General features: G+C 64.2%; 16 protein-coding genes and 1 pseudogene. 13 read left to right on the top strand and 4 right to left on the bottom strand.

The window, feature by feature from the left end; translation table 11 throughout:
- The first annotated feature begins 15 nt into the window (after positions 1–15).
- From NYR54_RS08200 to NYR54_RS08175, 6 genes are all read left to right on the top strand, one after another.
- Positions 16–966, top strand: a complete 951-nt coding sequence (locus NYR54_RS08200; RefSeq protein ID WP_261515216.1) for an ABC transporter permease — start codon at positions 16–18, stop codon at positions 964–966.
- Positions 963–1,823, top strand: coding sequence for an ABC transporter permease (locus NYR54_RS08195; RefSeq protein ID WP_261515131.1), 861 nt, complete (start codon positions 963–965; stop codon positions 1,821–1,823). The genes NYR54_RS08200 and NYR54_RS08195 overlap by 4 nt, the downstream gene beginning before the upstream one ends.
- Complete coding sequence (locus tag NYR54_RS08190; protein WP_261515130.1) at positions 1,820–2,626, top strand: ATP-binding cassette domain-containing protein; 807 nt, start codon at positions 1,820–1,822, stop codon at positions 2,624–2,626. Before NYR54_RS08195 ends, NYR54_RS08190 begins: the two co-directional genes overlap by 4 nt.
- Positions 2,623–3,369: an ABC transporter ATP-binding protein gene (locus NYR54_RS08185; protein ID WP_261515129.1), complete on the top strand. Its 747-nt coding sequence runs from the start codon at positions 2,623–2,625 to the stop codon at positions 3,367–3,369. The genes NYR54_RS08190 and NYR54_RS08185 overlap by 4 nt, the downstream gene beginning before the upstream one ends.
- Positions 3,370–3,825: 456 nt before the next feature.
- A complete protein-coding gene (locus NYR54_RS08180) occupies positions 3,826–5,079 on the top strand; it encodes a D-amino acid dehydrogenase (protein ID WP_261515128.1) in 1,254 nt (417 codons plus the stop codon).
- Positions 5,080–5,141: 62 nt separating this feature from the next.
- Positions 5,142–6,407, top strand: a complete 1,266-nt coding sequence (locus NYR54_RS08175) for a Glu/Leu/Phe/Val family dehydrogenase (protein WP_261515127.1) — start codon at positions 5,142–5,144, stop codon at positions 6,405–6,407.
- A gap of 66 nt (positions 6,408–6,473) precedes the next feature.
- On the opposite strand, the pseudogene NYR54_RS08170 reads toward NYR54_RS08175, so the two are convergent.
- A pseudogene (locus NYR54_RS08170) lies at positions 6,474–7,739 on the bottom strand (xanthine dehydrogenase family protein molybdopterin-binding subunit); the annotation flags it as partial.
- A 20-nt stretch (positions 7,740–7,759) separates the two neighbouring features.
- Entirely contained in the window at positions 7,760–9,406 is a 1,647-nt protein-coding gene (locus NYR54_RS08165) for an alpha/beta hydrolase (protein WP_261515126.1), read from the bottom strand.
- A 285-nt stretch (positions 9,407–9,691) separates the two neighbouring features.
- Here NYR54_RS08165 and NYR54_RS08160 point away from each other — a divergent pair, with 285 nt between their 5' ends.
- Positions 9,692–10,339 (top strand): glutathione S-transferase family protein, encoded by a 648-nt coding sequence (locus NYR54_RS08160; protein ID WP_261515125.1) that lies wholly within the window; start codon positions 9,692–9,694, stop codon positions 10,337–10,339.
- Positions 10,340–10,351: 12 nt separating this feature from the next.
- Here the strand turns inward: NYR54_RS08160 and NYR54_RS08155 are convergent, their stop codons facing one another.
- Positions 10,352–11,230 carry an oxidoreductase gene (locus NYR54_RS08155; protein ID WP_261515124.1) on the bottom strand — a complete coding sequence of 293 codons (879 nt, stop codon included), beginning with the start codon at positions 11,228–11,230 and terminating at the stop codon, positions 10,352–10,354.
- A gap of 206 nt (positions 11,231–11,436) precedes the next feature.
- Between NYR54_RS08155 and NYR54_RS08150 the strand changes: the two genes are divergently transcribed.
- The 6 genes from NYR54_RS08150 (at position 11,437) to NYR54_RS08125 (ending at position 18,687) form a co-directional block, all read left to right on the top strand.
- On the top strand, positions 11,437–13,080 hold the full coding sequence (locus NYR54_RS08150) for a thiamine pyrophosphate-binding protein (protein ID WP_261515123.1): 1,644 nt from the start codon (positions 11,437–11,439) through the stop codon (positions 13,078–13,080).
- Between the two features lie 178 nt (positions 13,081–13,258).
- The gene (locus NYR54_RS08145) at positions 13,259–14,251 is read left to right on the top strand and encodes a tripartite tricarboxylate transporter substrate binding protein (RefSeq protein ID WP_261515122.1); all 993 of its coding nucleotides are present in this window, start codon (positions 13,259–13,261) and stop codon (positions 14,249–14,251) included.
- Between the two features lie 64 nt (positions 14,252–14,315).
- Positions 14,316–14,753, top strand: coding sequence for a tripartite tricarboxylate transporter TctB family protein (locus NYR54_RS08140; RefSeq protein ID WP_261515121.1), 438 nt, complete (start codon positions 14,316–14,318; stop codon positions 14,751–14,753).
- A 3-nt stretch (positions 14,754–14,756) separates the two neighbouring features.
- Positions 14,757–16,274, top strand: coding sequence for a tripartite tricarboxylate transporter permease (locus NYR54_RS08135; protein WP_261515120.1), 1,518 nt, complete (start codon positions 14,757–14,759; stop codon positions 16,272–16,274).
- Between the two features lie 98 nt (positions 16,275–16,372).
- Positions 16,373–17,668 carry a CaiB/BaiF CoA transferase family protein gene (locus NYR54_RS08130; RefSeq protein ID WP_261515119.1) on the top strand — a complete coding sequence of 432 codons (1,296 nt, stop codon included), beginning with the start codon at positions 16,373–16,375 and terminating at the stop codon, positions 17,666–17,668.
- A gap of 71 nt (positions 17,669–17,739) precedes the next feature.
- Positions 17,740–18,687, top strand: a complete 948-nt coding sequence (locus NYR54_RS08125) for a D-2-hydroxyacid dehydrogenase (RefSeq protein ID WP_261515118.1) — start codon at positions 17,740–17,742, stop codon at positions 18,685–18,687.
- Between the two features lie 156 nt (positions 18,688–18,843).
- On the opposite strand, the gene NYR54_RS08120 is transcribed toward NYR54_RS08125, so the two are convergent.
- Positions 18,844–20,097 carry a sialidase family protein gene (locus NYR54_RS08120; RefSeq protein WP_261515117.1) on the bottom strand — a complete coding sequence of 418 codons (1,254 nt, stop codon included), beginning with the start codon at positions 20,095–20,097 and terminating at the stop codon, positions 18,844–18,846.
- Positions 20,098–20,139 lie beyond the last annotated feature (42 nt).

Raw genomic sequence — 20,139 nt, 5'->3', positions numbered from 1 at the left:
GCTATCCTCGCTTACATTCTTCGGCGGCTCGCCATCCTGGTCTTTTCGCTGCTGGTCGCCTGCGTCGTTCTTTTCGTGCTTCTCAGGCTTCTGCCCGGCGATCCGGCGAATGCTCTCATCTCGGTCGGGGCCGACGAGGCGCAGATTGCCGCGGCGCGGCGGCAGGTGGGTTCGGACCTGCCGCTCGCCCAGCAGTTCCTTCATTTCATCACCAGCCTCGCCCGCTTCGATCTCGGCACATCCTTCGTAAGCCGCACTTCTGTTCTCGATGAGATCATGGCGCGGCTGGCCGTCACTGTTCCGCTCACGCTGCTCTCCTTTCTGCTTGCCATACTCATTGCCGCGCCGCTCGGCATCATCGCCGCCGTGAAGGCGAACCGCTGGTATGGGGCCGCCATCTCCGTCATCTCGCAGCTCGGCATCGCCATTCCCGTGTTCTGGGTCGGCATTCTTCTGGTTACGGTCTTCGCCGTGAACTTGCGGCTTTTCCCGTCGGGTGGATTCCCGCCGCAAGGGTGGAGCGCGCCGTTCGAAGCGCTGCGGGCGCTGTTCTTGCCGATCGTCACCATCGCCATCGTGATGTCCGCCTCGCTCTTGCGCTATGTGCGCTCGGCCACGCAGGACGTGCTCGGCAGCGACTATCTGAGAACCGCCCGCGCGATGGGCTCGGGTTTCGGCGAGGCACTTGTCCGTCATGGTATCCGCAATGGCGCGGTGCCGGTGGTGTCGATCCTCGGCATCGAGCTGGCCACCACACTTCTGGGCGCTGTGGTGGTCGAGCGCGTCTTCGCGCTGCCCGGCCTCGGCTCCATGCTGCTGCTCGCCATCGAGCAGCGCGACTACCCCAACATCCAGGGCGTGCTTTTCATCTCCACGCTGCTCGTGCTGCTGATCGGCTTCCTCGCGGACCTAGCCCAGCGGCTGATCGATCCGCGCCTGCGGGAACGCTCGGGGGACCGGCCATGACGGATCTTGTCGATCTTCAGGCGCCGGCACCGGCACGCCGCACACCACGGTCGCTCACGCTGAGCGTCGGCCTAGTGCTCGTGGGCCTGCATCTCTTTGTAGCTCTCCTTACACTGTTCTGGACGCCCTATGACCCGACCGCCATGACTGGCGGGCGTCTGGAGCCGCCGTCCTGGGCGCACTGGGCGGGCACGGATCGGCTGGGCCGCGACCTCTTCACCCAGATTATGATCGGCTCGCGCATCGCGCTGACGGTGGGCGCGGGCGCAGTGGCCATTGCGGCCGCGATCGGCGTCACACTCGGCGTGCTCGCCGCCTTCGCCACCCGAACGCTGGACGATGTACTAGCGGCGACCTTCGACATCCTGATCGCCTTCCCCACGCTGCTGCTTGCCATGCTCGTGGTGGCGGCGACGGACACGGCGAGCCTATTTTCCGCAATCCTCGCGCTCGGAATCGCCATCTCGGCCATCGTTGCGCGGCTCACCCGGATTCTCGCCAAGCGCGTGCTGGCGATGGACTACATCACCGCCGCCCGCACGGCCGGCTCCTCATGGCCCAGCATCGTCTTCCGTCATGTGCTGCCCAACATCTGGCCGACGCTGTCGGTGAACTTCGCGCTGCAGTTCGGCATTGCGATCATCGCGGAAGCATCGCTCTCTTATCTCGGTCTCGGCGCGCCTCCTCCCAACGCCTCGTGGGGCAGGCTCCTGCAGGAGGCGCAGGGCACGGTTTACACCGCGCCTTTCGGGGCCGTCGCTCCGGGCATCGCGCTCGTCTCGCTCGTCATCGGCATGAACCTTCTTGCCGACGGCCTTCGTGACGTTGGCGATCCGACGCGGAGGCGCAGCCGATGAGCCTGCTCAGGATCGAAAACCTTACCATCCGCACGGGCGGTCAGGCGCTGGTCAAGGACATGTCGCTCGTGATTGAACCCGGCGCGCGCGTGGGACTTATCGGCGAATCCGGCTCGGGCAAGTCGCTAACTGCGCTCGCCGCCATCGGCCTCTTGCCGCCGGGACTGAAGCCGGAAGGTTCCATCCTGCTCGATGGCGTTCAGGTCATCGGTGCGTCGGAGGAGAAGCTGAAGGCCCTGCGCGGCAGAACCGCTGCCTTCGTCTTCCAGGAGCCGCTGACCGCGCTCGACCCGCTCATGAAGATCGGCCGGCAGGTTGCCGAGCCCATCGCGCGGCGCCACCGGCGGGATGGCAGGTCTGCTGGCCGACAGGAGATCGTAGCCGAGGTGCGCCATTACCTGGAGCGCGTCGCCCTGCCAGACATAGACCGGATCATGAACGCTTATCCGTTCCAGATTTCCGGCGGACAGCGCCAGCGTGTGGCAATCGCCATGGCGCTCGCCTGCCGGCCGAAACTGCTCATCGCCGATGAGCCGACCACTGCCCTAGACGTCACCACGCAGGCGGAAATCCTGGAGCTTCTCTCCACCCTCGTGCGGGAGGAAGGCATGGCGCTGCTTTTCATCAGCCACGATCTTCCCGTGGTGGCGAAAGTGGCTGAAGAGGTGACGGTGCTGCGCCGCGGGCAGGTGGTGGAGCAGGGCCCGGTGCGCAGTGTGTTCGGCTCGCCGCAACATGAGTACACGAAGATGCTGGTGGATGCGGCGGCAGCCTTCGACCGCGCATTGGGGGCTCAGCAATGACGCTGATCTCCGTCGACTCCGTGGCCTTCGGCTACAGCCGCAAGGAGCCCGTTCTGCATGACGTCTCCTTCACTGTGAAGAAGGGCGTGAACCTCGGGCTCGTGGGCGAATCCGGTTCGGGCAAGTCCACCATCCTGAAGCTCCTGCTCGGCCTGGAGCGCCCCAGCAGTGGCGTCATCCGTTTTGAAGGCCAGCCCATGAACCTCAACGATAGGGAGTTCATGCGCCGCTACCGCCGCGCCGTGCAGGCGGTGTTCCAGGACCCCTATTCCTCGCTGGACCCGCGACAGAAGGTGGAGGCTATCATTGCCGAACCGCTGCGCGCGCTGAAGATCCCCGGCGATCACCGTGCGGCCATCGAGCAGGCGCTTGCCGATGTGGGCCTGCCGGTGGATGCTATCTCGCGCTATCCTCATGAGTTTTCCGGCGGCCAGCGCCAGCGCATCGCGCTCGCCCGTGCCATCGTCGCCCGGCCTCAGCTCGTTCTGGCGGACGAGGCGGTGAGCGCGCTCGACCTCTCCACCCGTATCCGCATCGTCGATCTGCTCAAGGATCTGTCGAAGGCGATCACGATCCTTCTCGTCTCGCACGATCTTGGCGTCGTCGCCGCCCTCTGCGAGGAGATCATCATTCTGGAGAAGGGCCGGATCGTGGAAGCAGGCCGCACGGAAGACATTCTGGCGCGCCCGCAGCATCCCTACACACGAAAGCTGCTTGCCAGTGTGCCGCGCATGCCCGCTTGATACTATCGCGGCAAACTCGGCGATTGCCGCCGAGGCGGCGAAATCGAACTCGTTGATGGCCACGAACACGCCGACGTCCCGCGCCGATGCAAACGCATGATAGAGGAAGATGCCCTGCAGGCCGTCGGCCCGTCAGCCAATTTATTGCGGCGTTTTCTCCCATCGCCGTTCATCCCCATTGGCAGACCTCCTGCGGAGAGTGTATCAAGCGGCTGAAATGGGTGGCATGGTCAAAATGGAATTGATTGCGGCGGGATTTCTCGACACTTTGTGTCTCCGCCGACGATTCCTGAATCACGCGGGTAGCCTTAAAGCAACCACTTAGCCCCTGGGGCGCGCTGATCCGCCACCAGGGGTACGCTCTCGCACCTGCCGCCCGGCGGCACACTTTCCTGCATCAATGGTCAATCAGGCACCCCGCCGAGGCAGGCGGGCGCTTGGCGCACGAGGAAGAAATTGAAAATCGTCATACTGGGCAGCGGCGTCATCGGCGTGACAACGGCGTACTTCCTCGCAAAAGCCGGTCACGAAGTCGAGGTTGTGGACCGGCAGCTGGAGGCGGGGCTCGAAACCAGCTTCGCCAATGCAGGTCAGATTTCGCCCGGCTACTCTTCTCCTTGGGCAGGGCCCGGCATTCCCCTGAAAGCCGTCAAGTGGCTGCTCATGAAGCACGGCCCGCTGGTCATCCGGCCGAAGGCGGACCCTGCCATGTGGCGCTGGCTGCTCCAGATGCTGAGGAACTGCACGGCAGCTCGCTACGCCATCAACAAGGCGCGGATGGTGCCCATCGCCGAGTACAGCCGCGATTGCCTTCGTGCGCTCCGGGCGGAGACCGGCATCGAATACGAGAACAGGAGTCTGGGAACGCTGCAGCTTTTCCGCACCCAGCAGCAGCTCGACGGCATAGGCAAGGACATTGAGGTTCTGAAGCAGTTCGGCGTGGAGTATCAGGTCCTCGACAGGGCAGGTTGCCAAAGCGTCGAACCCGCCTTGTCGCGCGCCCAGGCGCCGATTGCGGGCGGCCTCCGTCTGCCGCAGGACGAGACCGGCAACTGCCGCATCTTCACGCAAAAACTCGCCGCAATGGCGGAGAGGCTGGGGGTGAACTTCACCTACGGCGTCGCGGTGAAGGAGATCGTTGCGGAAGGGGGCGCGGTGACGGGCGTCCGCACATCGGCGGGTCTGATCACGGCGGATGCCTATGTCGTGGCGCTTGGAAGCTATTCGCCGCTTCTGCTCCGCTCCCTGGGGATTCGGATTCCCGTCTATCCGGTGAAAGGCTATTCGCTTTCGGTGCCGATCAGTGACGCGGGCGGTGCTCCGGTGTCCACGGTCATGGACGAGACCTACAAGGTCGCGATTACGCGGCTTGGGGATTCGATCCGCGTCGGCGGGACGGCGGAGGTCGCCGGCTACGATCTCACGCTGAGGCAAAGCCGCCGCGCGACCTTGGAACACTCCCTTTCAGGGCTTTTCCCCTTCGGGGGCGATCCGGCGGCGGGGAGCTTCTGGTGCGGGCTGCGGCCGATGACGCCGGATGGTCCGCCCATCATCGGCCCCGCTCCTGTCCGGAAGCTTTATCTCAACACCGGTCACGGCACGCTCGGCTGGACAATGGCCTGCGGCTCCGGCCGTGCGCTCGCTGATCTCCTGAGCGGCCGAAAATCTGAAATCGATCTGTCGCCCCTGAGCGTAACTCGCTTTGCCTGAACTCCCGACCGCGCCCGCCCGGGCGGGTGCGACCACCACCACCAAGCAGTGAAAGGACTTCGATGACCGAATTAAGCCTCCTTGAGCAGGCCCTCGTCCGGCTGGACGAAGCGGCCAGGCACATCAGCGTCGACCCTGACGTGATCGAGAAGCTGAAATATGCACGCGAGACCACCAAGGCGCGGCTGATGATCCGCATGGATGACGGCTCGCGCAAGTCGTTTGTCGCCTGGCGCTGCCGCTACGACGATACGCGCGGCCCGACCAAGGGCGGAATCCGCTTCCACCCGGACGCATCGGTTGACGAGGTGGAGACGCTGGCCTTCTGGATGACCTTCAAATGCGCCGTCATGAACCTGCCTTATGGCGGCGGCAAGGGGGCGGTGCAGGTCGATCCGCGGCAGCTTTCCAAGGCCGAGCTGGAACGGCTCTCCCGCGCCTACATACAGGCCTTCGCAGGCATTATCGGCCCGGACCGCGACATTCCCGCACCCGATGTCTACACGAACTCCATGATCATGGGCTGGATGGCCGATGAATATGCCCAGATCGTGGGGCAGGCGGTGCCGGCCGTCATCACCGGCAAGCCGATCGCGCTCGGGGGCTCGCTCGGCCGCGAGGATGCGACGGCGCGCGGCGGCTACTATCTCGTGCGGCATCTGGCGAAGAATTTCGGCCTGATGGGAACGCTGCGCGTGGCCATTCAGGGCTTCGGCAATGCCGGGCAGCACATCGCGCGGCTGCTTGCCGGCGACGGGCACAAGATTGTCGCCGTGTGCGATTCCTCGGGCGGGGTCTACGCGCCGGACGGCCTCAACGTCGAGGCTCTGCTGGCGGCCAAGGCGAAAGGCCTCTCGGTGACGAGCACCGCAGGCGAGGCGGGGCACCGCGCCATTGGAGCGGAAGAGCTTGTCGGTGTGGACTGTGATCTCCTCGTGCCGGCGGCGCTCGAAGACATGATCAACGAGCGCAACGCGGACGACATCAAGGCGCGCCTGATCCTGGAACTGGCGAACGGTCCTCTGACGCCGGAGGCGGATGCGCGGCTTGCCCGCAAGGGCGTGGCGGTTCTGCCCGACATATTGGCTAATGCCGGCGGTGTCACCGTTTCCTACTTCGAATGGGTGCAGAACAGGCAGGGCTTCTACTGGACCCTGGAAGAGGTCCATGCACGGCTCAAGACGATCATGGAGCGGGAAGGAGAAGCGATTTGGGGCATTGCCCGCGAAAAGGACATCACGCTGCGCACGGCAGCCTATGTGCACGCTCTGAAAAGGCTGGCCGAGGCGATCGAAGCGCACGGCACGCAGAACTACTTCACCAACTGAGCGCATCCCGTGATCCCTCGCGGATGCGCGGGGGATCACGGTGAAGGCTTTTATCGAGGCCGTACTTCAGTTGGCGGCTGCGAAGGCCTGCCTCACGCGCTCCCGCGTCAGCGGAATATCGTAAAGCCTCTTGCCGATCGCACTGCTTACGGCATTGCCGACTGCCGCCGCTGTCGGTCCCTGCGCGGCCTCGCCGGTACCCAGATAGGGTTCGCCCGGTCGGTCGATGATGTGGACCTCCACCGTTTCGGGCACATCCCTGAAGCGCATGATCGGATAGCTCGCCCAATCGATGCTGGTTATCCTGGTATCGTCGAACGTTACGGCCTCGTAGAGCGTCCAGCTTGCGGATTGTATGATTCCGCCTTCGGTCAGGTTGCGGATGCCGTCAGGATTCACCGCCTCTCCGCTGTCGATAGCGGAGATGGCGCGTATGACGCGGCTCCTGCCCGTTTCGCGGTTGACTTCCACCTCGACCGCGACAGCGCAATAGGCGGCCAGCGTTTTGTAACGCGCAAAGCCGAAGCCTCGCCCCCGGCCGTTCGGCAAGGGTTCCGAAGACCAGCCGAAGCGCTCGGCGGCGAGCTCGACCACATCGCGCGCCCGCGGGTCCTCAAGATGCCGCAGCCGGAACTCCACCGGATCGGCGCCCGCGGCCTTTGCGAGTTCATCCATGAAGCATTCGATGGAGAAGACGTTCGCGTAGGCGCCAAGCGCCCGCAAGGCGGAGACCCGCAACGGCATCTCGGGCACGAAGTGCCAGAGCACCTGTTTGTTGGGAATGGTGTAGGGTGGGTTCGCATTGCGGTCGCCATTGCCCGACTGGCTGATGTTGAGCCGGGCCGGCGGCGGCGTGACCGAACTGGCGCGATGACGGGCGGCAAGCAGCGAGGCAGCGCCGCCCGGCCGTGTGGAATGCACATTGCTCCATAGGTCATAGGCCCAGTTGCTGATCCTTCCGTCCCTGTCCAGCGTCGCGCGCACCTTGGTGAGCATAGCCGGTCCATAGGGCTCCCAGGCGTGCTCCTGTTCGCGCATCCACTGCACCCGCACGGGGCGGCCGGGTACGTTCGTCGCGATGAGCGCGGCATCGGCCGCCGCGTCGTCCGCGCCGTTGTGGCCGTAGCAGCCCGCGCCCTCCATGTGGATCACGCGCACCTGTTCGATTGGCAGGCCAAGCATTTCGGCAATGGCCTCACAATCGGGATAGCATCCCTGGGTGTGGGACCAGACCGTCACGCCCTCATCATTGGCAACCGCCACGGCGCAGGACGGCCCCATGGATGCGTGCATCTGGTAGGGCCGGGTGAATGTCGCCTCGTAGACGTCACCTGAGAACTCGGGCCGGACACTCACTCGCGTGAGAAATGCTTCTTCAGCCGGGCGATATCGGCGTCGTTCAGATCGCTCGGCGCTGTCACCTCCACCCATGCGTCGATATAGTGTTCCGGTGCGTAGAGGTGGCCGTAACCCATCGGTGCCGTAGTGGCGAGAGCCATGTCCAGCACGAGCTGCAGGAAGGTGATGACCGGATACCAGCGCAGCTCCGGCGAGACATCGGGCCCGCGCGGCTCGTCCAACCATTCGGGGCGGCGGTAAAGCGACCGGTAATCGAAGAACGTGATCGGATCGCTGGCATATTGGAGATAGACGATCCGGATCGGCCCCCAGAGCGCGCCGGGTATGTCGAGCACATTGGTCTGGTTGGTGAAGCGGACGAACGAGCCGCCGCCGAAACGCGGCAGCCAGGCCGGCGACTCCGGCTCGCGCCGATTGGTGATGTACCGCCACATGGGGTTGGCGAAGGGCGGCCCGCTCCAAAGCGCGCCGTGATAGGGATCGCTCAGGATCTCGAACAGCTCCACGGAGGTTTCGGAGGCGAGGGAGCCGAGGCTCAGTCCGTGTAGGTAGAGTCTCGGCCTCTCCGTCTCTGGAAGCGAATGCCAGTAGTTGTAAACGGCGGAAAAGAGGGCCTGCGCCGTCTGTGTGCCGTAATCGGGCTCGACGAGGAGTGAAAGCCAGCTCGTCAGGTAGGAATACTGTACGGTTACGCTGGCGACGTCTCCGCCGTGCAGATATTCGAGCGTGTCCATGGCCGCCGGATCGACCCAGCCCGTACCTGTCGGCATGACGATGACGAGCACGGCGCGCTCGAACGCGCCCGTACGCTGCAGTTCGGCGAGCGCCAGCCCCGCACGCGCCTCGACCGTGTCGGCCGCATTCAGCCCGACATAGACCCGGATCGGCTCGAGCGTATCCCGGCCGTGGAATTGCCGCAGATCTTCTGCCGTCGGGCTGGAGGCGATGAACTCCCGTCCAGCGCGGCCGAGATCGGCCCAGGCCACGAGCGAAGCTGCGCTGCCCGTCTTCAGAGCGTCCTCCGGTTGCGGGGACTCTGGCTCCATGAGCTCGTTATAGGCTTGGAAAGAGGAATCGGCCGCGTGCAGTGCAAAGCGGAAGAGAACCCCATCGATTGCCAGCCAGAAGAGGGCCACGGCCATGACCGCGCCCGCCACGTTGGCCACAGGCCGAGGAATGAAGCGGTAAAGAAGCGCGGAAACGGTGGTGAGCACAAAGCGGAAGAGGCGCCCGGCAGCCAGCAGGAGAACGAATGTTACGATGGCGACGAGACCGGTGCGCAGCGGGTGGACACTGTCGAGCAGCTCCAGCCCCATCAGGGACCGGATCGAGTTTTGCCACTCCGCCGCCTGCCATAGGAAGGCGAGAGCGACAGCGCCGCAGACAAGGGCCGAGACGTACTTTGCCCAGCGCAATTTCTGCTTGGCGGGCTGCGGCAGCTCCATGTAACGCGTAAGCCAGCGCCCGAACACGCCGAGACCATATCCGACGGCCAGCGAAACGCCCGACAGAATCCCTTGCGTGACGAAGGTGCGCGGCAGGAGGGAGGGTGTCAGCGAAGCGGCAAGAAAGAGCGTTCCGACGTAAAGACCCGCTGCCGAGAACGAATTCCAGAACCTGATAACGACCCAATGCGCCATTTTTTCGCTTTCGTTGCGTCCGGGCATGCTCGGCGCGAGGTGCCGGGAGCCGGTTGCCCATTCAGGGCAATCCGCCGGCGTACAACGCCGAACAAGCGCACAAGCTGCATCCTGCACACGGTGATGCGGCGAAAATTATCGTTTCCGCAAATTCGGATGTCGAAAGCGGGGCCTCTCCTGCGTCTTATGGATGCCAGACGCAAAACCGGAGACAGAGGCTAAGTACGATCGCAGCCATCTTTCAGGGCGCGCCGGCCAGCCTAGCCCAAGATGTGGAGGATTTCCATGAAGCCTGTCATCACTGCTTTCGAACGCTCGCCCGACGGGGGCAGGGGGCTCGCGCGTGACATGCGTGTCCGTTGGGCGCTCGAAGAGGTGGGTCAGCCCTACGACGTCCGTTTCGTATCGTTCAAAGCGCTGAGAGAGCTGGCGCATCTTGCGATTCAGCCCTTCGGGCAAATCCCCACCTACGAGGAAGGTGAGCTTGCCCTGTTCGAATCGGGAGCGATCGTGCTCCACATCGCGGAGCGCCATGGGGGCCTGCTTCCGAACGACCCGAACGCTCGGGCGCGCGCGATCGCTTGGATGTTCGCCGCGCTCAATACGGTGGAGCCGCCGATCTTCGACCGCAGCCTCGCCATGATTGTCGAGCGCGAGGAGCCCTGGTACGAGCAGCGCCTGCGCGCGCTGGAGAATAGCATCCGCCAGCGGCTGGACAGCCTGTCCCGCCATCTTGGCGAGGCTGAATGGCTCGACGGTGCGTTTGGCGCCGGCGACCTCTTGATGGTGACGGTGCTGTTGCGGCTGAAAGGGTCGCCCATACTCGAAGACTATCCGAACCTCTCTGCCTATCTCGCCCGCGGCGAGGCGCGGCCTGCCTACAGGCGGGCCTTCGAGGCGCAGGCGGCGGTCTTCGCCGCATCCAACGGGTGAAAGCCGCTTCCGCTATTTCTGGGGTGCGGCTGAAGGCAGGGGGCGGTCGGCAGGAAATTCCGGATTGGCGAAATCGACGGCCCCGCTAACCTCCTCCCACCGTTCGATATCATCGAGCATCCCGGTGAGCTTCGCCCGTACCCGCTCGACGCAGCTTGCGCCGAGCAGGAGGCGAAAGGGCGGGTTCTCGGAGGCGACGAGGCGCAGGATCGTCGCTGCCATGCGGCGCGGGTCACCCGCCTGACGCCCGTTCAGGCTCAGATTGAAGGCAATCTGTTTGCCCGCGGTCTGCTCGTAATCCGCAATCCGCCGTGCCGCCCGCTTGTAGGAGCGGCCATGAAAGTCCGTGCGTATGCCGGATGGCTCGATCAGGATCGTGCGAATGCCGAGCGGGCGCAGTTCCGCGTGCATTGCCTCCGAGATCGCCTCCACTGCGAACTTGCTTGCGGCATAGAAGGCATTGCCCGGTCCGCCAACGAGACCCGCCACCGAACCGATATTGACGATGGTTCCGCGGCCGCGCTGGCGCATGCCCGGCAGGACCGCACGCACCATGCGGGCAACGCCGAGAATGTTCGTTTCAAAGACATCGCGGATTTCGTCGTCCTCCACCTCCTCCACCGCGCCGTAGAGGCCGAAGCCCGCATTGTTCACGAGCACATCGATGCCGCCGGCCCATTCCTCCGCTGCCAATACGGCAGCTTTCACCGAGGCGGGATCGGCAACGTCCAGAGCGACGGGCAGGCAGCGGCCGGAGCCTTGCTGCGCGAGCTCGGCGACCGATTCGACCCGCCGGGCCGTGGCGGCAACGCGCGCGCCGGCTGAGAGCGCAGCCTCAGCGATTGCCCGTCCAAGGCCGCTCGAGCAGCCGGTCACAAGCCATGTCTGCATGTCTCTTCTCCTCAGCGCGGACCACGCGTCACTCCCGGCAGCTTCGATAGTGCTCGCCCGCCACCTGAATGCGCGCCATTATAGCCGCATGCCGGCGGCGGAGAGGCATCCAAATTTCTACCATTGAAATTTCCAAACTTCTCGAACAGGGCGCCGGCCAGCTCGACTAGTGTCAAATCCGGGTAGACATCGACAAAGGTAGGATGATGGTCCGCGGCTACACGCTTTTCGGTCAGGCTCTCGTCAAGGAGCATGTGGACACCGGCTTCTTCATCATGGGCGGGCCGATCAACGACGCGGTCAAGGCGGCGATCGCCGGCGGCGTCAGGATGATCGACACGCGCCATGAGCAGGCGGCGGCGATGGCGGCGCAGGCCTATGCGCGCGTGAAGGGCCGGCCTGGCCTGTGCATGGGCGCTTCCGGCCCCGGAACGATCAATCTGACGCTGGGGCTTGCCAACGCGCTGATCGACTGCGCGCCCGTCGTCGCTTTCGGCGGATCGAGCCCCATTGGGCAGAATCTCATGGGTTCGTTCCAGGAGATTGATCAGGTCGCCATCATGCGCCCCGTCACGAAATGGGCGGAGCGCGTCTATGACGCGCGGCGGATTCCTGAATATGTAAACCTCGCCTTCCGGCAAGCCATGGCGGGCAAGCCCGGTCCCGTCTACATCGATCTTCCCGGCGACGTGCTCTATGCGGAGGTGGACGAATCCGAAGTCGTCTGGCCGTCAAAGGCGGCCGATACCGCCCGCACCAGACCGGCTTGCGACGAGCCGACCCTGCGCAAGGTGGTGGAGGTGCTTCATGCGGCCAAACGGCCGGTGATCGTCTCGGGTAGCGGCGTTCTCTGGTCCGGCGCCTGGGACGAGCTGAGATCGCTGGTGGATGCCACGGGCATCCCCTTCTACACCACGCCGCAGGGCCGCGGCGTCATCCCCGAGGATCACGAGTTCTTCTTCGGGCATGCCCGCTCGACGGCCTTCCGCGAGGCGGACTTCGTCCTCGTCGTGGGCACGCGGCTCAATTACGTGATCTCCTATGCGCGCCCGCCGCGCTTTTCCGCAAGCGCCACGCTGGTGCGGATCGATGCCGATCCAGCCGAGATCGAGAGTTCGGAGCGGGTGGACATTGGCATCGTGGGCGATGCGAAGACCGTTCTCGGCCAGTTGCTCGCCGCGCTTTCTGGCTCGGTCACGCCCGACCGGTTCAGCGCCTGGCGCGAGCAGCTTGCAGAGGTGGAGCGGGCGCGTGCGCCCAAGCATGAGGAGGCTATCTCCACGGACCAGGTGCCCATACACCCGCAGCGCCTGTGCAAGGAGGTGCGGGACTTTATAAGTCGCGATGCCATCCTGGTGGTCGATGGCCAGGAAATCCTGAACTACGGCCGACAGACGATCCCGAGCTACGTGCCGGGCCACCGGCTGAATTCGGGTCCCTTCGGCACGATGGGCGTCGGCATGCCTTTCGGCGTTGGCGCCAAGGCGGCGAAGCCCGACGCCCAGGTGGTCGTCCTACACGGAGACGGCTCCTTCGGCCTCAATGCAATGGAGCTGGACACGGCGGTGCGGCACAAGCTGCCCATGCTGGTGATCATCAGCCTGAACGGCGGCTGGACGGGCGACCCGGACAGGACGAAGCCCGGACGCGATCTCGGCTACACCCGCTATGACAAGATGGCCGAGGCGCTGGGCTGCCACGGAGAATATGTCGAGCGGCCCGAGGATATCCGGCCGGCACTGGAAAGAGCGGCCGCCGCCGTCGCGCGTGGGCAGACAGCCCTCGTCAATGTGGTGACGGATTGGCGGGCGCTTTCAACCACCACCAGCTTCACCTCCTACAGGACATGACGGGGCGGGCTGAAGCCAGGCGGGAATGGAGCAAAGGAGACCGGATGGAATGACGGAAGGAAAGCTGGTGGATTATCGCGCTGGTGTGCGAAGGCGCTAGATGCCGGCCGGTGCGGACTGTCGTGACTGCCAGGGGGAGAACCCGGAGGCAAGAAAGGCAACGTGAGGAGGAATTGACATGAAAGACGAGATCAAGATGCGTACGGATGACACGCGCCGGTCTGGACTGACACGCCGTCAGGTGTTTCTGGCGGCTGCGGGCGCACTGACCCTTGCGGCGGCGGGCCCGGCATTCGCGCAGGGAAGCTGGCCGGAAAAGCCGGTGGAGATCATCTGCGGATTTGCACCGGGTGGCGGCACGGACCTCCTGGCGCGCGCGCTCGCGGACGCACTGTCTGACGAATTCGGCGTGCCCTTCCAGGTGATCAACCGGACCGGCGGAGGCGGTGTGGTCGGGTTCGAGGAGATCGCCTCTGCGGCTCCGGACGGGTACAAGCTCGGCATCCTGACCGCGCAGGTCATCACAGCGAATCTACGCGGCGTGATGCAGAAGTCCTACAGGGACTTCACGCCCATCGCCATGGCCAGCATCGACTATGCCGGGTTTGCGGTGAACGCGAACTCTGACATCCAGACCTTCGAGGATCTGCTGGAAAAGGCCCGTCAAAATCCCGGGGCCCTTTCGCTCGGTAATGGGAGCGAGGGCGGCAGCTTCCACATGACGGCGCGGAACCTGGAAGAGCAGGCGGGCGTCAAGTTCAAGCATGTTCCCTTCGATGGCGGCCCAGCCGCAATCCTGCAGCTTCTCGGCGGCCATATCGACGCCACGGTCAACGGCCCCACGGAGATTCTACCGCATGTCCAGGGCGGACAGTTGCGGATGCTTGCGGTCTCGGGACCGAAACGGCTGCCGGATCTGCCTGACGTGCCTTCCACGGCAGAGCTGGGCTTCCCGCTCGACGTCTCCACCTGGCGCGCCGTCGGCGGGCCGGCGGGCCTGCCGGAGGAGGTCGTGGAAAAGCTCGAGGGCGCGATCGAAAAAGCGGTTCAGTCCGAGCGCTTCCTGGAAACGATGGAGAAGATCGGCTCGAACCCGGAATATTTGGACTCCGAGGGTCTGCTAGCGTACCTCCAGAGGCAGGAGGAAATCTACACCAAGATTCTGGACTAGCCCGGCTTGAGACAAACGCGCCTGGGGCTCGCCAAGGGCTCCAGGTGCAAACGGGAGGATCGCGATGAAGCTGAACGTGTGGGAGAGCTCTGCGGCGGGGGCCATCATCCTCTTTGGCGCAGTCATGGCCTATGTCGGGAGTTCCTATGGAATCGGCACGTTGAGCCAGATGGGACCGGGCTATTTCCCAACCGTCCTCGGCATCGTTACGGTTCTCTTGGGCATTCTGACTTTTCTGGAAGTCAGGAATTCCGAAAGCCCCCGTCCGGATGCGTCGCCCCGCGTCGCCATCTTCATTTTCGGAGGGCTTTTCGTCTGGGCCATGCTGGTAGAGCGTATCGGCCTGCTGCCCAGCTCGATCATGCTCATCATCCTGTGCTCGCTGGCGCGGCCGCCGATACGGCCCGTTCCCATGGTGGCTACGGCCGTTCTGGTGTCGCTCGGTGCGGCCGTCATTTTCCTGTACGGCTTCAATCTCCCCCTTCGCATGCTCAGGTGGTAACCCGTGGACGCACTCGTCAATCTCGCACATGGTTTCGAGCGCGCTCTCTCCCTGGAGGCGCTTCTGTTCTGCTTCATCGGCGTCACGGTGGGAACTTTCGTCGGTGCGCTGCCCGGCATCGGTGCGCTCGCGGCCATATCCCTGAGCCTGCCGCTCACCTACTATCTTGATCCGATGGTCGCCCTGATCATGCTGGCCGGCATTTTCTACGGCACCCAGTATGGCAGCTCGATCTCGGCCATCCTTCTCAATCTGCCCGGCACGCCGGCCTCCGCCATCACCTGCCTCGAGGCCTATCCCATGACGAAGAGCGGCCGCGCGGGACCGGCTCTTTTCATCACCGCAATCGCCTCCTTCGTTGGTGGATCGATCGGCATCGTGTTTCTGATGGGATTCACGCCGGTTCTTGCGAAGTTTGCGATCGGGTTTTCGTCGGCCGACTATTTCGGGCTCATCCTGTTCTGCCTCGTCGGCGCATCGATGCTGGGCGTAGGCTCGCCGCTCAAGGGCCTGTGTATGGTGGCTGTCGGGCTCCTTCTCGGGCTTGTCGGAACGGATGTGACGAGCGGAACCCCGCGCTTCACGCTCGGCATTCCGATGCTCACCGACGGCATCGACCTGGTGGCGATGATGATGGGGCTCTTCGGCGTCGCGGAGATTCTGTCTGCCTATTCCAAGGGCGGCGAATCGCTGGTGTCCGCCAGCGCCGTCGCGTTGCGCTCGCTCATACCCACCCGGCAGGACGTGCGTGAAGCCGGAGGGGCGACGTTGCGCGGTTCGCTCGTGGGTGCGGTGATCGGCGTGCTGCCCGGCATGGGCGCGACGCTCGCCACCTTCATCGCCTACGGCCTCGAAAAGCGCATTTCACGGAATCCGGAAAAATTTGCCCATGGCGCGGTGGAGGGGGTAGCCTCTCCGGAGGCCGCGAACAACGCCTCCGTGCAGACGGCGTTCATCCCGACCCTCGGCATTGGCATCCCGGGCGATGCGGTGATGGCCGTGCTGATCGCGGCGATGATGATCCACGGCATTCAGGCCGGTCCGCTCTTCATGGTTCAGCAGGCCGATCTCTTCTGGGGCGTGGTGGCCAGCATGTGGATCGGCAATGTGATGCTGCTCATCCTGAACATACCCCTGATCGGCCTCTGGGTACGGATCCTGACCATTCCCTCGCATGTGCTTTACCCGTCGATCCTGCTTCTGGTCTGCATCGGGGTCTACAGCGTCAACAACAACGTCAATGACATCATCATCGTGATCGTTTTCGGTGCGGTGGGCTATGTCTTCGGTATGTTCGGCTATCCGATGGCGTCGCTGGTGCTCGGCGTCATCCTCGCGCCCCTGCTTGAGGAACACCTGCGGCGAGCGCTGCTTCTGTCAGACGGAAACTACATGATTTTCCTGCAGCGGCCGCTCAGCGCGACCTTCCTGGCACTGACGGCATTGTTCATCGTGTTTTCCTTCAAGAACCAGCTCATGGCGCTGTTCTCAAATGAGCGGCATGGCGACGTGCGAGGTTGAAGGAGCGGACAAACGCGGCGTGACGCCCAGTCAAACGCAAAACCTGGCCGGTGGACCTGCGGTCTGGCCGGCGAGAGAGGAGGTAAAGGATAGATATGGTGGAGATCCACGGAACACCTGACGTCAGCAAGAACCAGGTAGAGATGGGCGAAGGGCCGGGTCAGGCCCGCGATGAGGACCGGCTTCCGGCTCTGCATGGGGTTCGCGTCGTGGACCTCACGCAGTTCGAGGCCGGCACGTCCTGCACCCAGGTGCTCGCCTGGCTCGGCGCCGACGTCATCAAGATCGAGCCGCCCGTCAGCGGCGAGCAGGGACGGCGCGCCTCCGCCGACAGGGAGGACGCCGACTCCTTCTACTTCATTTACCTTAACGCGAATAAGCGCAGCGTGACGCTCAACCTGAAGGACGAGCGGGGCAAAGAGATCCTGCGTTCGCTTATCCGCGATGCGGATGTCTTCATAGAGAACTATGCCCCCGGGGTGATCGAGCGTCTGGGCTTCGACTACGAGACTGTCTCGAAGCTCAATCCCAGGATCATCTACGCGCAGATCAAGGGCTTCCCGGAGGACGGCAAATATGCCGAGTTCCCGGCCTTCGACATGATCGCTCAGGCGGTCGGCGGGGCTATCTCGACCACCGGAGAGGCTGGCCGCATCCCGTTGCGGCCGGGTCCCACGATCGGCGACACCGGCACGGGCCTGCACTGCGCGATCGGCATCCTGAGCGCCCTCTATCAGCGCATTCGCACCGGGCGGGGCCAGCGCGTCAGCGTGTCGATGCAGGAAGCCATGATCAATTTCAGCCGTATCGCCTTTGCGCGCTGGGCCATGACGGGGGAGGCCACGCCGCGTTGCGGTAATCAGAGCCTCCTTAGCTCCACGGCGCCGAGCGGGGTCTATCCCTGCAAGGGTGGAGGGCCGAACGACTACTGCTTCATCTACACCTCGCGCTCGCCCACGAACCACCAGTGGAAGCGCCTTTTGAGCATCATCGGCCGCGAGGACCTGCTTGACGACGAACGCTTCTCCTCCCCGGAGATGCGCTTCAAGCATCAGGACGAGGTGGACGCGCTGATCTCCAACTGGACGAAGGACAGGGACAAGCTGGAGGTGATGCGCATTCTCGGCGCAGCAGGCGTTCCGGCAGGCGCCGTAATGGATACGAAGGAGCTGGTCGAGGACGAGGAACTCAACCGGCGCGAGGCCTTCGTCACCGTCGAACATCCCGTCCGCGGAGAGGTCAAGATGCCCGGCTGGCCGGTGAAGATGAGCGATTCCTATGTGCCCAAGGTCGCTGCACCGGTCCTCGGATCGTCGAACGAGGAGGTCTTGACGCAGTATCTGGGCCTCGACAAGGACGAAATCGCCGCATTGAGGGAGGCCAAGGTCATCTGACCCTGGCCCTCGAGGCTCAGGTGCTGAGCCTCGAGGCGCCTCTTGGGGTACCTTTACAGAGACGGGGTCTGATGCCGCCGGTTCTCCTATTCCATCCCCGGGTGGAGGAATTTACCGGACCGCTCAGGGCGGCGGTTCCGGGCCTTGAGCTGCAAGTGGCAGGCGACCTCTCCTCGTTGCGGAGGCATCTGCCGGAAGCCGAAATACTCCTGTGCACGGAGCTGCCGCCTGAAGGCGTGGAGCGGACGCCGGAGCGGCTGCGCTGGATTCAGCTTTGCAGCGCGGGTGTTGACGGTCTCTTGCCCGCGCGCGACCGCATTGGGAATGTCGTGGTCACCAATGCCCGCGGCATCCACGCGGGGCTGATGGCTGACTACGCGCTTGCCGTGATGGTCATGCTGCAATGGGATTTCCCGGGGCTGCTGCGCGACCAGGCCGAGCGGCGCTGGCGGCGCGACCCCAAGAGCCCCCTTGCGGGCAAGACGCTGGGCGTGATCGGGCCCGGTTCCATCGGAGCGGAGATCGGCCGCCGCGCCCATGAATTCGGCATGAACGTGCTCGGCGTGCGGCGCAGCGGGCTCGACTGTCCTCCCGGTTTCCTGCGGATGTATCGCTACGAGCGGCTGGACGAGGTTTTGCCGGAGTGCGATTTCGTCTGCATCACGGCTCCGGAAACGCCAGAGACGCGGCATATGTTCGGCGAAAAGCAGTTCCGCACCATGAAGCGGACAGCGTTCCTGCTCAACATATCCCGCGGCGGTCTCGTAGATGAAGCGGCCCTCATCGCCGCTCTGCAGGAAGGGCTGATTGCAGGTGCAGGGCTCGACGTTCTGGAAAAGGAGCCGCCGGACCCGTCCAATCCGCTCTGGACCATGCCGAACGTGATCATCACTCCGCACATTTCCGGTATGACCGAGGGGTATGCCGAGCGGGTGGCATCGCTCTTCGCGGAAAATTTCAAGCGCTATCTTTCAGGGCAGCCGCTTAGGAACGTGGTGGACCTCGAAAGAGGTTATTGAGACGGCGATATCCCGCCCTGACAGTAGGGCAATCGCCTGCGGCGAGTCCCCCTCACCGTCTCGCGGTAAGCGCGACACGGTGAGGGGGAATGATAACAGCGACATGGAATCGTCCTGCCAGGCAGGCAACCGGAGCCGGTCGCCTACCTCTTTTCCTCAATCGACGGAAAAGATACTACGGGCGATGTAGCGCACGCCGCCCTCGCCCCAGAGCGAGCCGGGGGCTGGCTTCACCTGGATTGGATCGTCCTTGTCGTTGTAGTAGTAGATCGTGCCGATCTTGCCGGGCTCCACTTCCCAGGTGCGCGGATAGCCGATGTCCCAGCTGCCGGCGTCGTCGCGGATGACGATCTCCGGACCCCAGGTCTCGCCGCCATCCTCGCTGACGACGGCGCGCATGCCGCGCGGCGGCAGGCGATAGGTATAGACCAGCACCACGCGCCCGTCGCTCATCACCACGGGCGAGCCGGGCGCGCCGAAATCGGTGGCGCGCGAAAGGAACTGCCACGTCCGCCCGCCATCGTCGCTCTTGAAGACTTCGGTCCACATGACGCCGGCCCAGTCCCGCTCGACCCGCAGGAAGCACAGGATGCGGCCGTTGGGCAGCATGACGCCGCGCGGATACATGCGCCGACGTCCGCCGAGGGTGCCATCGTTTTCCGGCGTGATGAAGGACATGAAGTGGAACGACGTGCCGTCGTCGCTGCTCCTATAGACGAGCGGCCGGTTGGGCTCGCCATGCTCCGGGCCGGCCGGAAAGCGGTTGTGCTCCCCTTCCTTCTTCGTGCCCCCGGTCAGGAATAGGAGGCACCGGCCGTCCGGGCGAACCAGCGACGATTCCACGGCGCTGAGCGAATAGAGTCCGTTGAGCGGAAGCATGATGGAGCGCGACCATGTCAGCCCTCCATCCTTTGATATGCGCACGAAGACCTGATTTTCCGGCGGGCCGAACTCGGTGGTCACCGTGCGCACGAAGTCCCTGATCTGGGGGTCTTCCTGCATGTACTGGTAGTAGAAATTGGAGACGAGAACGTCCTTGTTCAGGAAGTTGATCGGGCCGATCTCCGAAAGGCTACCCGGCTTGCCGTCCACGCCTGGCTCCGGCGCCTTGACGTCCATGCCCGGGCGGTTCTTGTCCTCGTTGAACACGTACCAGGTCCTGCCGCGGTCCTCCGAGCGGACGGTCACGCCCCTTCTGCCGCCGGGATTGTGAATCAGCCTGTGATGGGCGAGATTGTTCGGGTCGCCGGAATAATCCACCGTCGCGACGGAGAAGTTGCAGATGAGGTGTCCGGCTGCCGTTTCCCAAAAGCCACGTGAAAAGGGGTGGGTGGCGCACTCGTTTTCACGCCGGTAAACGACGGCGTGCTCCACGTCTTTGGCAGGTTGCGGCGGATGGAACTTTATCACAGGATATTCTCCAGCTTCGTATCGTTGAAGTTATGCCACCCG

Source organism: Chelativorans petroleitrophicus, from assembly GCF_025398195.1.
Lineage (GTDB): Bacteria > Pseudomonadota > Alphaproteobacteria > Rhizobiales > Rhizobiaceae > Chelativorans > Chelativorans petroleitrophicus.
This window is presented reverse-complemented; position numbering and strand designations above follow the sequence as displayed.